Genomic DNA, 13,443 nt, shown 5'->3' with positions numbered 1-13,443 from the left:
TAATTAATTGATTTACAAACATTAATAATGGCTTGAATTGGCGCACATTACTAATTTCTTTAATATGTATTTGGCAGCGGGCTGCCGGTTTGTTTATTACTATTGCTGAGCGTATTCTGAGCTCCAGGTGGTTGCTTCATCCTCACCTTTTTGACCGTCGAGCTTTACCACAAAGCTTTTTGCCGGAAAATATGGTGTGATATGAATATCCAGGTGGATCATGTCTTTCTGCATTTCATCTCGCTCAAAACGCATGATCTTAAAATGCTCAATTAAGCGGTCGGGACCCTGAATTTTATCAAGAAACTTTACAATCTGTCCACGGAGGTCTTTCTCGGTTTTGGAGGTCCAGTTTTCAAAAGCACGCCGGTTTAAAAAGTCAAACAGCACCTTGGTGATGTAGTCAAAAACACGCACTACTGAATAGGTTTGCAAACCTACGTTATCGCCATTGAACAATGTTTTTGCCGAGAAGGCCATCACCTTGCCGTATTCGTTCACCATAGGCACCAGCCCAATACGCTCCAGATGAGAGATCTCACTTTTTTTCAAATCAAACTTAACGCCGTCAACATCATTCATGGAGCCATGTTTTTTACCAGCAGTAACCTGCGACATTAACGTGTGGTACATTTTACCAGCCAGCGCTGCCGATCCCGGAACCGTAAGGCCATCTACCTCGCCTACTTCCTGTACCTTGCCGCGGCCTACCAACCAGTTACAGGTCATGATCACGTTTGAACGGTAAGCATCCCCACCGGTTAAATTAGCTTCGGTAAAAAGATCAATCACATCATCGGGCTGATCCAGATCAGCAAAATCAGTAACCAGCATAGCCTTGTTTTTATAAGCTATCGCGGCCCATTTTTCAACCACTTTATTGGAGCCCATATAACCAGGGATAACCAGTAGGGAGTAATTTTCGCGCAGGTCGAGCCTGTCGTATTTTTGGCTCAGTTCATTGCTTACATAATCAATAAAGCGCGGGTTATCCAGATCCTTGATCTGATCGGGCGATGCATTGAGCAGCACTACGTTCTTCAGCTTATCGGCTTCGGTGTTCTGATAAAATAAATTAACCGAGCGGTAAGCCTGTTCCAGTTCCCTGGTGGTTTTTAGAGCAGCGGCTATATTTCTGTTAATGTTTTCTTCAGATGCCTTAAGCTTTTCGGTACTGAGCTCAACCATGGCGGCTACCGAATCGGAATTTTCAAGGATATCTATCCATAGCTGAAGTTTCTTTTTCAGTTCTTCGCGTTCTTTGCGCTTTTCGTCGCCGGTCAAAAATATCTGCTTGCGGGCTTTTCTTTCGGGGTTCAGGTTCTGCAGGCCATCTATCGTTGATTCCAGCAGGTCAATGCCGCCTACCCTGGCCAGTTTATTTAAACTATCCGCAAGGGGAAGTTTTTCGCGTGTTTCCTTTTCAGCTGGTTTAAAACCTGCCGAAGCGGGTGTTTGTTCTTCTATTTTTTGTTCTTCAGGAGTTGCCATATCTATATTTTTAAAATCATTAAGCAGGTGCGTACCTATTATTTATTTTCTTCCAGTTCGCTTACAAAGCTTTTCAACGCGCTGATAAACGCGCTTTTTGTTTCCTCGTTATCAAGGGTGGTTTTTAGGGTTTTATTTGATTTGAGCTGCTTGACCACGCTCAACGACATATCCTTTTCAATGCTCACATTGTTAAGATGCTGACTTTGCCCTATGATACTTTTTACCGAAAAATCGCCCAGGTTACCAAACCGCAGTGTTTCGGTTAATAAGGAGCCGTCGTATTTTTCAAACTCCACACTAACGTTGGGTTTGTAATGGTTAAAAACTTCCTGAACCGTTTTTAAACCTTCTACCTTCTCGGGCTTAACAGGGTCGTTATCGGTTAGCTTCTGAACAAAGAGGGTCTTGTTGTGGGCAATGTCTGCGAAAGCTTCCGAGGTATCAATTTTTCTTTCGTTGCCACCTATTTCGTATTCAAACATGGTATTGATATTTAGTTGTTTATGTATTTTTAAATGATATTCCATTCCAGTTGCGGATCAAGCTCATGCTTTTTGATCTCGATCACCTGGCCTTTTTTTAACTCGCCCGAGATAATGAATTTGGAGATGGGCCTGCGCAATTGATTCCTGATAACACCTGATAATTGCCTTGCACCATATTTGGGGTTAAAGCCGCTCTGGGCCAGCATGCGTATTGCTTCCTCATTTATGGTAAAGCCTATACCTTGTTTGGCAAGCGCGTCAATAAGGCTTTGAAGCTGGATTTCAAATATTCGGGTCACATTTTGCTCGGTTATTGGTCCAAAGGGAACGATCTCCGACAGGCGGGCCAAAAACTCGGACCTGAAATGGCCCGACATAATTTCCATCAGCTGTTGTGAGGTTGGGATCTCGCCTTTGTTACCCTGGACTGCAATCTGTTCGCTGCCTATGTTGGAGGTAAACAGTATCAGCGAGTTTGAGAAATCGCCCTCTTTGCCCAACCTGTCATGCATGTGGCCTTCGTCAAGTATCTGCAAAAAAGTATCGAATACCGATGGGTGCGCTTTCTCTATCTCATCAAACAGCAGCACCGAGTAAGGCTGCTGCCTAATCTTGTTGACCAGCAGGCCTCCTTCCTGGTAACCGACGTACCCCGGCGGCGCGCCGTAAAGTAATGCGGCAGAATGCTCTTCCTTAAACTCCGACATGTCAAAACGGATCATCGCCTTTTCGTCGTTGAATAAAAACTCAGCGATGGATTTGGCCAGCTCTGTTTTTCCGGTTCCGGTTGGGCCCAGTAAAAAGAACGATCCCATGGGCTGTCCTTTTTTATTGAGCCCGCTCCTTGATTCTAATATGGCGTCAGATACCGCCTTTAAAGCGTGATCCTGGCCTACTACCCTTTTCTTCAGGAACTGCTCCATATTCAGTAGCTTTTCCTTTTCCTGTGCCTGGATCTTACCTAAGGGGATACCTGTTTTGTAAGAAACAATGGCAGCAATATCCTGCCTGCTTACTGCATCCGTTTTTTGTGAGGCGAGGATGTGCAGGGCATCCAGCGTTTTTGACAGGTATTGCTGATATTCTTCAACAGTTTCAAATGCACTTACCTGCGTTTCGTCCTGTAACTGCCCTAACAGTACTGGGCTCACCTTATCCTGCAATTGACTATGCAACCATTTATAATCATCCAATTTTGTTTCGGATTGCAATTCGCGAAAAGCAATGTTTAGTTCGTGCAGTACCTGTTCTGAAGTATCGTTCATGAGCTTAATGGCAGCCAGCGTGCGGTCAAGCAGATCAAAAGCCGAATCGGGCAGACGGCGATCTTTCATATACCGTTTGGCCAGGCGCACACATTCCGGAATGGCATTGGGTTGAATTTTCAGGTGATGGTGCTCTTCATATCGAATAACCAGCCTTCCAAGCATTTTTATAGCTAAGGTTTCATTGGGCTCATTTACCTGCAATACTTCAAACCTGCGGCTAAAGGCTTGCTCCGGCTCTATCAATTTGCGGTACTCATCAATGGTAGTAGCACCAATAACAGTTATCTCGCCACGGGCCAGCTCCGGCTTAAGCAGGTTACCCACACCGCCGCCAATGGGGCCTTTACTATCAATAAGTGTATGAATTTCATCAATAAACAGTACGGCCTTATCAAACTGTTTAATCTCTTTTAAAATATTCTTGAGGCGATCCTCAATTTCGCCTTTATATGACGCCCCTGCGATCAGCGCACCTAAATCAAGCTCAAACAATTGTGTGTTTTTGAGCAATTCGGGCACATTACCGGCTATAATATCCAGTGCAAAGCCATCAACCAGCGCTGTTTTACCAACTCCGGCATCGCCGGTGATGATCACATTGGGCTTTGTTCTGCGGCAAAGGATCTCCATGATCATGCGCTCTTCTTTGTCACGACCAATAATGGGGTCGGTTTTGCCGTCACGGGCCAGGGCTATTCTGTCTATACAATATTTATAAAGCGCGGTTGTTACCGTTGTATTTTTTGAACCGGTTGAATTATTGCCTGATGAAACCACCTGTTTGATCTCCTCATCGCTGATGTAAAGGTCAAGCAGTTCCCGCTCTTTGATCGGGAACGATTTTAACTGATTAGCATTAAAGCCTACCATCGGTTTGCAAAGGGCGGTAAGCGCGCATACCGGAGTAATCAGATCAAGCCCAAGCTTGATCCTGACATGGTCGGCCTCTTCAAAAACCTTGGCTATCTCGGGGCTTGCTTTTACCTCATCCTGAGTAACCGTGTTTTTTTCGAGCTCATCAATCCGTACTTCGGCCCACTCGGCAATGTATTCGTCATCTTTACCCATAGAGACTAAAAAGCCCCTCATTCCGGAGTCCTTATGCATAAGCCCTTTTAAAAGGTGGGCTGCGGTAAACTCCGCATTGTGATATTCTTTAGCCAGGGATTGAGCAACCCTGATAGCTAATTTTACTGATTCACTTATATTGGTAATATTCATAACCGTAGTATCTTATTTTTCGGGGTTAGCAGTAAAATTGTCGCGGGTGATGTAGTAGTAGGTTTTGCCGTTTGATATAAACTGCTGACCTACCTGGGTACTTATCTTAATATTATCGCCCAAGTCGATCAGGAACTTGATGTACCTTTCAAAATCGACCCGTGGCATTCGGCTGTCGCTTTTCAGGTCCTTTACGGTAAACTGATCAAACAGCTTGTTTTGGATCGGCAGGCCTGTAACTGTTTTAAAATACCGGGCCAGCGTCATAGATTTAATTGCACCGTTAGCCATATCCAAATCAAGCAGGTTGCGGGGTATGGTCAGGTAATTTTTAACCAGTTGTTTCCTGAACGAAGACTTATCGGCCTGCAGATTCTGCCCCACCATTAAAGCAATGAAATCATTCAGCTGTTTAAACTCTGCACCATTCAGCACGAGGGTGTATTGTAACAGGTTGTTATTTTTAACCACCACGTCTGCCGGCACGGTAGATGTCATGAAATATTTAAAGGCATTATGCGGCATTTTATCTGCCACATCATCGCCAACCGGCGGCGACAACTGGGCTTTTACCGTATCAGACAGGTTGGCATTGGCTATACCCCTTAACCTGAAGGCACTATCTAGCGAGGTGATCTGGTTATGGATATCAATATACGTTTCTTTCAAAAAACGCCTTGTGGCTGCGGTGATATATTTCTTTGAATTTACCTCACCCTTGGTTGGGAAAACCACACCTCCCTGAATTAAGCTGTTATTGGGATAATCAAGGTAAAAAGAAACCGAATCCAGCTGCGTAACATTGTAGGTTTGCCGGTCGTTCAGCCCCTCACCATTAATCAGGAACCCCTTCTTTCTTTCGGCTGCATACACAGCCGATTCTGAAACCAACTTTTTAGCATTCAATACAAAATTGTTGTACCATTCATTGTAATCGCTGTACATCTGTATGGTAAGTAACCGGGCATTCTCGCGACCAAACCGTTCGCTCAGCTGTTTGAAATGGGAGGTTGAATCGCCCACACTGCCTATCATTACTACCAGGTTGGTTTCGCTTTCATGGGTTTTAAACATGTCTAAAGCAGTTCTTACGCCCTCATACAATGGTTCGGCACTTACCTTACCGTCGCATTGTTTTGTTTTTTCGGCTTGTGCACCTAAAAAACTCATGAGTTTGCGATAATCAGAATATATGGCGGTGGTGCTTTCAATACCGCGGGCGCTGCAATGATCATTATCACGGTAAACCACGGCCCCATAGCTTAATGTGTTCTTTTTATCGAACTCATTAAAAACATTTTCAAGGGACTGAACCGTATTGGTTAAGCCCGGGAAATATTTTTTCATGGCGCTGCTCGCATCTATCACAAAAACCACATTGATGTTATGTATGTTTTTTCTCAAATTCAGGTAATCCGGATATTTGAGCAGGGAACCATCTATAGTGATCAGTGCATTTTGCGATTTGTTATACACGTCCGTTGCCTTACCCAAAACATAACCTGTTGAGGTATTGCTGATCACCGGTGAACTTTTTAAGATCAAATCATTCTGGCCCAGCAAAGGATCGGCATGTTCCTGGTTCAGGATCATGGAGGCCGAATCTGTCTGATCATCAGAACCGATCACGGCAGGCGATATGTATAACCGTTGGCCCCAGTTGTGGATCGCATCGGCAGCTATCCAGCCGTAAATAACCTTCCTGGCGCTGTCAGCTACCAATTGATCTTCATTACCGATAAGGTATTTACGCCCATCCTCTGATTTTTTAAAGATGTAGTTGATCTGGTGCAGCCTCACCTTGGCGATAACCTTTTTCAACTCCGGCGAGCTGTACACGAAAGCAGAGTCGGTACGGTCATAATAAAATTGTGATGCTGTTAAAGGTAGTTTACCATTGATAATAGCGATGGATTTTTCAGGGTAACCWGTGGCTTGATCGGAGTACGATCTGTTCCACATCAGCATTTTCCAGCGGGAGATCCAGCCATAACTTAAAGCACTTTTTTTATCATTTATTTTACGGCCGGTAAGCAGACTCGCATTGTATTTAATAAGCTTTAAAAACCCATTCTTTTCTTCAGCTACATAAAAGGGCTCCATGAGACTTAACTTTTTCATGAACAGGCTCCCGCCAGGGGTTGTTGTGGTGAAGTTATCGTCGCGATCAGAGAAAACTATCCAGGCTATGGTGCTTTTTGCTCCATTATCATTTAAATCGGTAGTTTCGGATGGTCTTCCAAACGCCTTAGGCATAGGTTTTACCTTTTTTTGAAAGGGTAATGGCAATTGCGCCATTACAAAGACAGCCTGAATAAGCAGGATGAAAAACAAAAATATTCTTTTCATAGGGGGTTATTTTTTTACTGTTTTGGCAGAGTGTTGTTTAATATTTAGTAAGGTTGCACAGGGCGAGTTAGCACTGATAGTGAGTTGTGCCTGATCTACAGATATCTCGCCTCCAAAAGTGAGTGTCATGCAATACGAGTAAAAATCAGTTGATCTTTTAGCGCTATCCTGCTCAATGGCTACGGTAACTTTTTCGTTGTTACATAAATACTTTTTGGTAACATAATAGTAGTTGGAGTTAAAATCGGCCCCGTTTGCAATGGCCTGTAAACGTGCCCTGATGTCGTCAATTATTTTGCGTTCACCTTCGCCCGGAACTACCAGAACAGTATCCAGGCTTGGATCAGTAATGTACATAATGTGCGTAACCGGGCGGCTTTTATCACTCCTGAGCTGCACCAGGAACTTACCGGGCGAATGAAAGGTGTATAAAGCAGTTTTGCCATTTACATCTACCCTACCGGTTTCGCCAAACGCCCATTCAAACTGGGTGCCTTTGCCCACAGCCTCTAAACGTACCTCTTCGTTTACTACACCTGATGTAGGACCATTAATAGTTAACGCAGTATCGGCTTTGGCAGTAACGGTATCTTTTACAGTTACCGGGAATTGAACCCTCATTGAACCATCAATGGTTAGCCTGATGATGTATGAACCCGATTTTTGATAGTGGTAAGTACCGTTTTGAGCGTTTGATTTGGCGCCGTCACCAAATTCCCAAAGCCATTTTTTAGCAGCCTTTGTGTTATCACTAAAAACCAAGTCTTCATTGGCGTATAGTTCATTTTTCAGAATGCTTGCATCGGCCGTACGTTTATCAAATAATGAGCTTTTCAAGAGAAATATTATAGCTGTAAGGACCAGGATTGCAATAAAAATGTATAGAAAGAAGTATCCCATGGAGTTACTGCTTACTGATTTTTCATTGTTGTTTATTGTGTTAGACATATTAGGTGTTTTTGTATTTTCTTTTTAAGATTAGCGGCTGGCCTGGTTGCCGATGGTTTCTTTCAGTTGACGGGTGGAAAGCTTACAGTCATCCAATGATTTCTTTAAATTTTCCATGTCGTTACTATTGCCCTTAAGCTCACGCCGGTTAAAGAAGAGCGTGTTATAGAGCAGGGAGAGTTGGAGAAAGGTTTTATACCGTGGGTCGAAGGCGTTTCTGTCGTAATTGGATTTGATGGAGCCCAATGAATATTTGATATCGTTTTCCAAAAAAGCGGCCTTAACGGCAGGGTCAAACTTTATGATCTGTTTATAAGCTGTATCAACCGTAGCACGCTGCACCTTAACCGTATTTTCAAATTCTGCATCCTGTGTCAGCTTATCAACCAAATCTTGTTTGGAAATAATTTTTTTGTCGCCAAAATCATGAAAGAGGCCAAAACCTATCAAACTTATGGTAAACAGAAATACGGCTATCATTAATAAAAATTGATCTCTTCGTTCTTTTATACTCAGCTTTATCATTGAAAAAAAGGATATGATTCCTGATTGATTTATGTTTCAAAACTGGGGATAAAATCACTGTTGGCATATCCCTAATAATGGGGGTATGACTAATCGTTTTTGGTGAGTGAGCGGAAAGGTTAAAAGGTAAAAGAGTTTAATTCAGTATTAAATAAAACAAATCAAACAATTGTTTATCAATGTTTTAGACATAAAACACTTGCATAATTATCAAACAATGCCATAGTTTGGCAGGTGGATTCGTTACCTTAAATATTAGTGATAAAGAGATAAAAAGGCTGGCACATTCCTCCCCCATTGTGTTGATCACAATGCCTTTATCAGGACGTGGATAGAACGAAGTAAATATCAGTAGCGCAGCGGCTTCACTACCAAAAGCGGCGAGCCGTCAAAACGCTATAAAGACGTGCCTTACTTGTTTAAACGATATTTTGATAAATAGCTTTTGCAACAACTTTCGTAAGGGAAGCCACATGCATCTTTTCATATATTTTTTTGATATGGCTGCGCATGGTTTCATAGCTGTTATTTAACTCGTTCCTATCATTTTATAACTCAGGTCATTTACTATGGCGGTAAGTATTTCCTTATCGCGCGCAGTCAGCTTATACTCCTCGCTTACTGGTTGCTTTTTGCCCCGGTACCCTTGCTGCAATATATTTAACACTCTTCGGGCAATCGATGGGGATCATAGGTGAGCCACCTCGATTGCGTGTTCTCTTTAACTCCTAAGGCGACGAAACTCACTTTGCTGGCGCCAACAGATAAAAAATGCAAGAGCTAACTGGGCGATTGGAATAAGCAAAGTGTAATTATTTGATTTTGAAGTTAACGATGCTGCTAATATTGTCCCTATAAGAAAGCAAAGACATACCAGACCGAACATTTTCGCTTGATGAAGTTCTCTGGGATTATGGTTAGGTAGATTTCCTTTAAAAAATGCTTCGGCAAAGATTCGTAGATTTCCGGTTGTAACTATTGAATTATATTCCCGTTTTCCTAATTTGTTAAAACTGAAATTTTGCATCGATGCTGCTACGGCAATTGAAAAAACCAATAGGGCGTCCGGAAAAGTATTAGGAATAAATATGGCGATTGATAAAACCAAAATTTCTATGCCTAAGCAAGTGAGCGCAGGTTTTGACAGATACTTTAATACCTTAGGCAAATGCATATAGTAAGCTATAAAGATCCCTGTCAGGAAAGCCACGAGTGACGGAAGGTTTAAAAGCGCCTGATCTCGTTGACCTTGTGCAATGTTGATACCTAGAAAAACAATATTTCCCGTCATTGTGTTAACAAAAACCCCGCCATGTGCTACGAAGGTGAATACATCCAAGAAGCCACCAGAAAGGGCAAGAAGCGCCGCAACTTCGATAGGGACATCAGAACTTGGATCACTAACGCTCTTTCCCGGGTTTACCATTGTTTTATTGTTACTGTCCATTTGTTAGAATTTAGATGATGATCAACCTTTTTTGTCAGATTTCGAGTCTCTAAACTTATGGCGTTCCCTGTTAAAAATCCTGAGCTGTTGGTCTTAAAATAATTTCATTGATGTCAACATCTGCCGGTTGCTCGATGGCAAATGCAATTGCCCTTGCGATGGTGTCTGTTGGAATAGCATATTTATAGAACTCTTGTACATTTGCGGCACTTTGGGTATGCGTTGTGCCCAATTTCAGTTCTGAATCTACAGCCCCGGGCTCAATCGTTGTTGTGCGTATGTCTGCGCCTACTTCCTGGCGTAATCCATCGCTAATGGCTCTTATTGCATACTTGGTCCCGCTATAAACCGTACCACCCGGGGCAAATACCTTGATCCCGGCAACGGAGCCTAAATTAATAAAATGACCCGATTTCTGTTTGATAAAAAGTGGTAACGCGGCCGCAATGCCATAAAGTACACCTTTGATATTGATATCGATCATATTATCCCATTCTTCCGTCCTTACTTCGGATAATGGTGCGATGGGCATGATGCCGGCATTATTGATGAGCACATCGATTTTGCCGTAAGTGTTTACTGCTTTGTCAACCAGAGCCTGCACATCAGCTTTCCGGGTAACATCCGTGGTTTGATAAACAGCTTTCCCGCCGTTAGCCGTAATTTCGTTAACGATGGCCGCTAACCTGTCCGCGCGTCTGGCACCTAAAACGACTGAGGCCCCCTGTGTTGCCAGAAATTTTGCAGTTGCTTCTCCCAGGCCGCTACTTGCGCCGGTAATAACTATAACCTTGTTTTCAATCAGATTTTTCATTTTTAAATCGTTTTAATAATTTTTATAATAAAATGGCTACCCTTTAGGCTTTGCCCTTTCGTATTGCACCGGCCAGGAAATATCATCTCCCAGTACAGAAGCGGCATGTAATGAGAAATATGGATCATTCAGCATCTCCCTAGCCATCACAATTAAGTCTGCATCTCTGTTGGTCAGAATAGTTTCAGCTTGAAAAGCATTTTTGATCACGCCTACTGTTCCCGTTAATATTCCTGTTTCCTTTTTTACTTTCGAAGCAAAAGGCAGCTGATATCCGGGGCCAACAGGGATTTTTTGATGACTTACAAGCCCACCGGTAGAAACATCTATAAGGTCGACACCTTTTTTTATTAAAACTTTGACCAGTTTTACCGAATCTTCCTGGTTCCATCCTCCTTCAGCCCAGTCAGTCGCCGATATTCGTACAAACAAAGGATAGTGTTCCGGCCATACCAATTTTATGGCATCTATAACTTCCAGCAAGATCCTGATGCGGTTATCAAAACTTCCGCCATATTCATCATCACGTTCATTGGTTAACGGTGAAATAAACTGGTGCAGTAAATAACCATGGGCACAATGAATTTCAATAACCTTAAATCCAGCCTTAACCGAGCGCTCGGCGGCCAATACAAAATCCTGAACTATTTTTTTAATATCAGCTATTTGAAGTTTCAATGGCATACGGTAAACAGCTGAATATGGGATTGCAGAAGGCCCGGAGGGAATCCACCCACCGTTATCAAGTTCTATTTTCCCATGCCCTTTCCAGGGCGAATGCGTACTTGCTTTTCGCCCTGCGTGATTAAGCTGAATTCCCGGTATACAGCCTTGCTCCATAATAAACGAGGTTATTTTACGCAGGTTCTCTATATGTTCATCTGACCAGATCCCAAGATCATCAGGTGATATCCGCCCTTCCGGAGAAACCGCTGTAGCTTCGGTAATAATAAGACCTGCGCCGCCAACGGCCCTGCTGCCGAGGTGTACAAAATGCCAGTCGTTCGCAAACCCTTCTATCGCTGAGTATTGGCACATCGGAGAAACCATGATCCTGTTTTTTAAAATAATTCCTTTAATTTCCAAAGGCGTGAAAAGTTTTGACATAATAGTTTGATTGAGATAAGCGAATTATTGTTTGATTAAATCAAAAAACGGACTTGCATTTACACCATTGGTATTTCTTATCGGACATAAACGGTTTTAATATTGACGAATTCACGGATACCGAACTCACCAAGTTCACGGCCATAACCAGAAGTTTTCACACCGCCAAAGGGTAAACGGGGATCAGATTGCACGCGTTGATTAACGTAGGACGATCCGGCCTGCAGTTCATTAGCAGCTATACGTTCGCCTTTGGCAATATCCTTAGTAAATATGGCAGAACCCAATCCAAAAATACTGTCATTGGCGATCCGGATTGCATCCTCTTCATCTTTGGCTGAAATGATAGAGGCCACGGGGCCGAATAATTCTTCGTTATATGCGGGCATTCCAGGCACAACATTAGTCAGGATAGTAGCCGGATAGTAGGCATTGTTCCCTTCCGGAATTTTGCCGCCGAGAATACATTTGGCACCTTTTTCAATAGACTTGGCTACCTGGCCATGCAATTCATCTCGAAGATCAGCCCTTGCCTGTGGCCCGATCTGGGTAGCCGCGTCAAGTGGATCTCCCATTTTCATCGCACTCATTTTATCCAGGAACAGTTGTGTAAATTTGGTGATCACCAATTCTTCCACCACAAAGCGCTTAGCCGCGATACAGCTTTGTCCGCTATTGATCAGCCTGGCGTTTACGCATATTTCTGCAGCTTTTTCAAGGTCAGCGTCAGCCAGTACAACATATGCATCACTCCCACCTAATTCAAGCACAGTTTTTTTTAACATTTCGCCGCATTTCCTGGCAACGCTTATACCGGCGGCGGTACTTCCTGTTAGCGTAGCTGCTACGATACGCGGGTTTTCGATGATCTTTTCTACCAGGGAACTGCTGATCAGTAAGGTTTGAAATATGTGAGGTGGAAAGCCAGCCTCCACAACCATTTCTTCAATAGCCAAGGCGCTGCCCGGTACATTGGAAGCATGTTTCAAAACACCTCCATTTCCAGCTGCAAGTGCTGGTGCAAGAAAACGAAAAACCTGCCATAGAGGAAAATTCCACGGCATTACCGCCAGCACAACACCAAGTGGTTGAAAAGAAGCGTAGCTTTTAGAGGCCTCTGATTTGATTATCTTATCGGTCAGATGAGCTTCGCCAAATTCGGCGTAATATTCGCAACAAACGGCACATTTTTCTACTTCCGACAGGCCTTGGGTCACCGGCTTCCCCATTTCATTAGCCAGGAGTTCAGAAAGTCCCTGCTTGCGTTCTCTGAGGACACTTGCAAGTTTATATAGCAGTGTTCTTCGAACATCATGACCCGTTTTCTTCCAGGAGAGCCAGGCCCGGTGAGTCTGCTCAATTTTTGCCGCTACTTGTTCATCATTCAGGGTAGCATATTCTTTGATCTGCTGTCCGTTCGCTGGGTTGATGGAAATGATACTCATGATTTTTTAGATTTTAATTTCAATTTGTGTATGTAAAGTTTTATTCATTCCTATATTACTGGCTTGTTGAACTTCCTGTTGGTTGATCAGCGAACATCCTACCCCGGATATTCCGCTGTTCTTTTTAGGGCAAAATTCCAGAATTTATGTTTGGTCGATGGCGTAAAATGAACACGTTTAAAATCAAATAACATATATCCAAGTTCGGTTTAGTTTATCGTTAAAGGAAATCAGTTAAATGATATACGCTATTAGTTATGTTATAGACTTGCCTGATTTTTAATGCATTAACATGCTTATTTTCGACTTTCTGAGGACAAGCCCTCAAGGCCCTGATGAG

General features: G+C 43.1%; 11 protein-coding genes. All 11 read right to left on the bottom strand.

The genetic code is table 11. The features are described 5' to 3' along the window. Positions 1-99 precede the first annotated feature (99 nt). On the bottom strand, positions 100-1,491 hold the full coding sequence (locus AC1DRQ_RS01175; protein WP_477421819.1) for a DUF5458 family protein: 1,392 nt from the start codon (positions 1,489-1,491) through the stop codon (positions 100-102). A 38-nt stretch (positions 1,492-1,529) separates the two neighbouring features. Then, positions 1,530-1,976 (bottom strand): hypothetical protein, encoded by a 447-nt coding sequence (locus tag AC1DRQ_RS01170; protein WP_477421818.1) that lies wholly within the window; start codon positions 1,974-1,976, stop codon positions 1,530-1,532. Between the two features lie 29 nt (positions 1,977-2,005). Next, complete coding sequence (locus AC1DRQ_RS01165; protein WP_477421817.1) at positions 2,006-4,468, bottom strand: ATP-dependent Clp protease ATP-binding subunit; 2,463 nt, start codon at positions 4,466-4,468, stop codon at positions 2,006-2,008. A 12-nt stretch (positions 4,469-4,480) separates the two neighbouring features. Beyond that, positions 4,481-6,817 carry a type VI secretion system protein TssR domain-containing protein gene (tssR, locus tag AC1DRQ_RS01160; RefSeq protein WP_477421815.1) on the bottom strand — a complete coding sequence of 779 codons (2,337 nt, stop codon included), beginning with the start codon at positions 6,815-6,817 and terminating at the stop codon, positions 4,481-4,483. Positions 6,818-6,823: 6 nt separating this feature from the next. Next, a complete protein-coding gene (locus tag AC1DRQ_RS01155) occupies positions 6,824-7,765 on the bottom strand; it encodes a PKD domain-containing protein (RefSeq protein WP_477421813.1) in 942 nt (313 codons plus the stop codon). A gap of 30 nt (positions 7,766-7,795) precedes the next feature. Further along, positions 7,796-8,290, bottom strand: a complete 495-nt coding sequence (locus AC1DRQ_RS01150; protein WP_477421811.1) for a type VI secretion system transmembrane protein TssO — start codon at positions 8,288-8,290, stop codon at positions 7,796-7,798. 529 nt (positions 8,291-8,819) lie between these two features. Next, a complete protein-coding gene (locus AC1DRQ_RS01145) occupies positions 8,820-8,957 on the bottom strand; it encodes a hypothetical protein (RefSeq protein WP_477421809.1) in 138 nt (45 codons plus the stop codon). A gap of 54 nt (positions 8,958-9,011) precedes the next feature. Continuing rightward, entirely contained in the window at positions 9,012-9,737 is a 726-nt protein-coding gene (locus AC1DRQ_RS01140) for a YoaK family protein (protein WP_477421807.1), read from the bottom strand. 70 nt (positions 9,738-9,807) lie between these two features. Further along, positions 9,808-10,551, bottom strand: coding sequence for an SDR family oxidoreductase (locus AC1DRQ_RS01135; protein ID WP_477421805.1), 744 nt, complete (start codon positions 10,549-10,551; stop codon positions 9,808-9,810). Positions 10,552-10,587: 36 nt separating this feature from the next. Continuing rightward, on the bottom strand, positions 10,588-11,658 hold the full coding sequence (locus AC1DRQ_RS01130; protein ID WP_477421803.1) for an NADH:flavin oxidoreductase/NADH oxidase: 1,071 nt from the start codon (positions 11,656-11,658) through the stop codon (positions 10,588-10,590). A 77-nt stretch (positions 11,659-11,735) separates the two neighbouring features. Next, on the bottom strand, positions 11,736-13,103 hold the full coding sequence (locus tag AC1DRQ_RS01125) for an NAD-dependent succinate-semialdehyde dehydrogenase (protein WP_477421801.1): 1,368 nt from the start codon (positions 13,101-13,103) through the stop codon (positions 11,736-11,738). Between the last annotated feature and the right edge of the window lie 340 nt (positions 13,104-13,443).

This window comes from Mucilaginibacter sp. P4_E8 (genome assembly GCF_056401495.1).
The sequence above is the reverse complement of the archived record's forward strand: the minus strand, read 5'-3'. Positions and strand labels throughout refer to the sequence as shown.

What these genes read in the sequence shown, in the direction of transcription:
- AC1DRQ_RS01175 (WP_477421819.1), bottom strand. Translation starts at nt 1,491, where the DNA reads ATGGCAACTCCTGAAGAACAAAAAATAGAAGAACAAACACCCGCTTCG.
- AC1DRQ_RS01170 (WP_477421818.1), bottom strand. Translation starts at nt 1,976, where the DNA reads ATGTTTGAATACGAAATAGGTGGCAACGAAAGAAAAATTGATACCTCG.
- AC1DRQ_RS01165 (WP_477421817.1), bottom strand. Translation starts at nt 4,468, where the DNA reads ATGAATATTACCAATATAAGTGAATCAGTAAAATTAGCTATCAGGGTT.
- AC1DRQ_RS01155 (WP_477421813.1), bottom strand. Translation starts at nt 7,765, where the DNA reads ATGTCTAACACAATAAACAACAATGAAAAATCAGTAAGCAGTAACTCC.
- AC1DRQ_RS01150 (WP_477421811.1), bottom strand. Translation starts at nt 8,290, where the DNA reads ATGATAAAGCTGAGTATAAAAGAACGAAGAGATCAATTTTTATTAATG.
- AC1DRQ_RS01140 (WP_477421807.1), bottom strand. Translation starts at nt 9,737, where the DNA reads ATGGACAGTAACAATAAAACAATGGTAAACCCGGGAAAGAGCGTTAGT.
- AC1DRQ_RS01135 (WP_477421805.1), bottom strand. Translation starts at nt 10,551, where the DNA reads ATGAAAAATCTGATTGAAAACAAGGTTATAGTTATTACCGGCGCAAGT.
- AC1DRQ_RS01130 (WP_477421803.1), bottom strand. Translation starts at nt 11,658, where the DNA reads ATGTCAAAACTTTTCACGCCTTTGGAAATTAAAGGAATTATTTTAAAA.
- AC1DRQ_RS01125 (WP_477421801.1), bottom strand. Translation starts at nt 13,103, where the DNA reads ATGAGTATCATTTCCATCAACCCAGCGAACGGACAGCAGATCAAAGAA.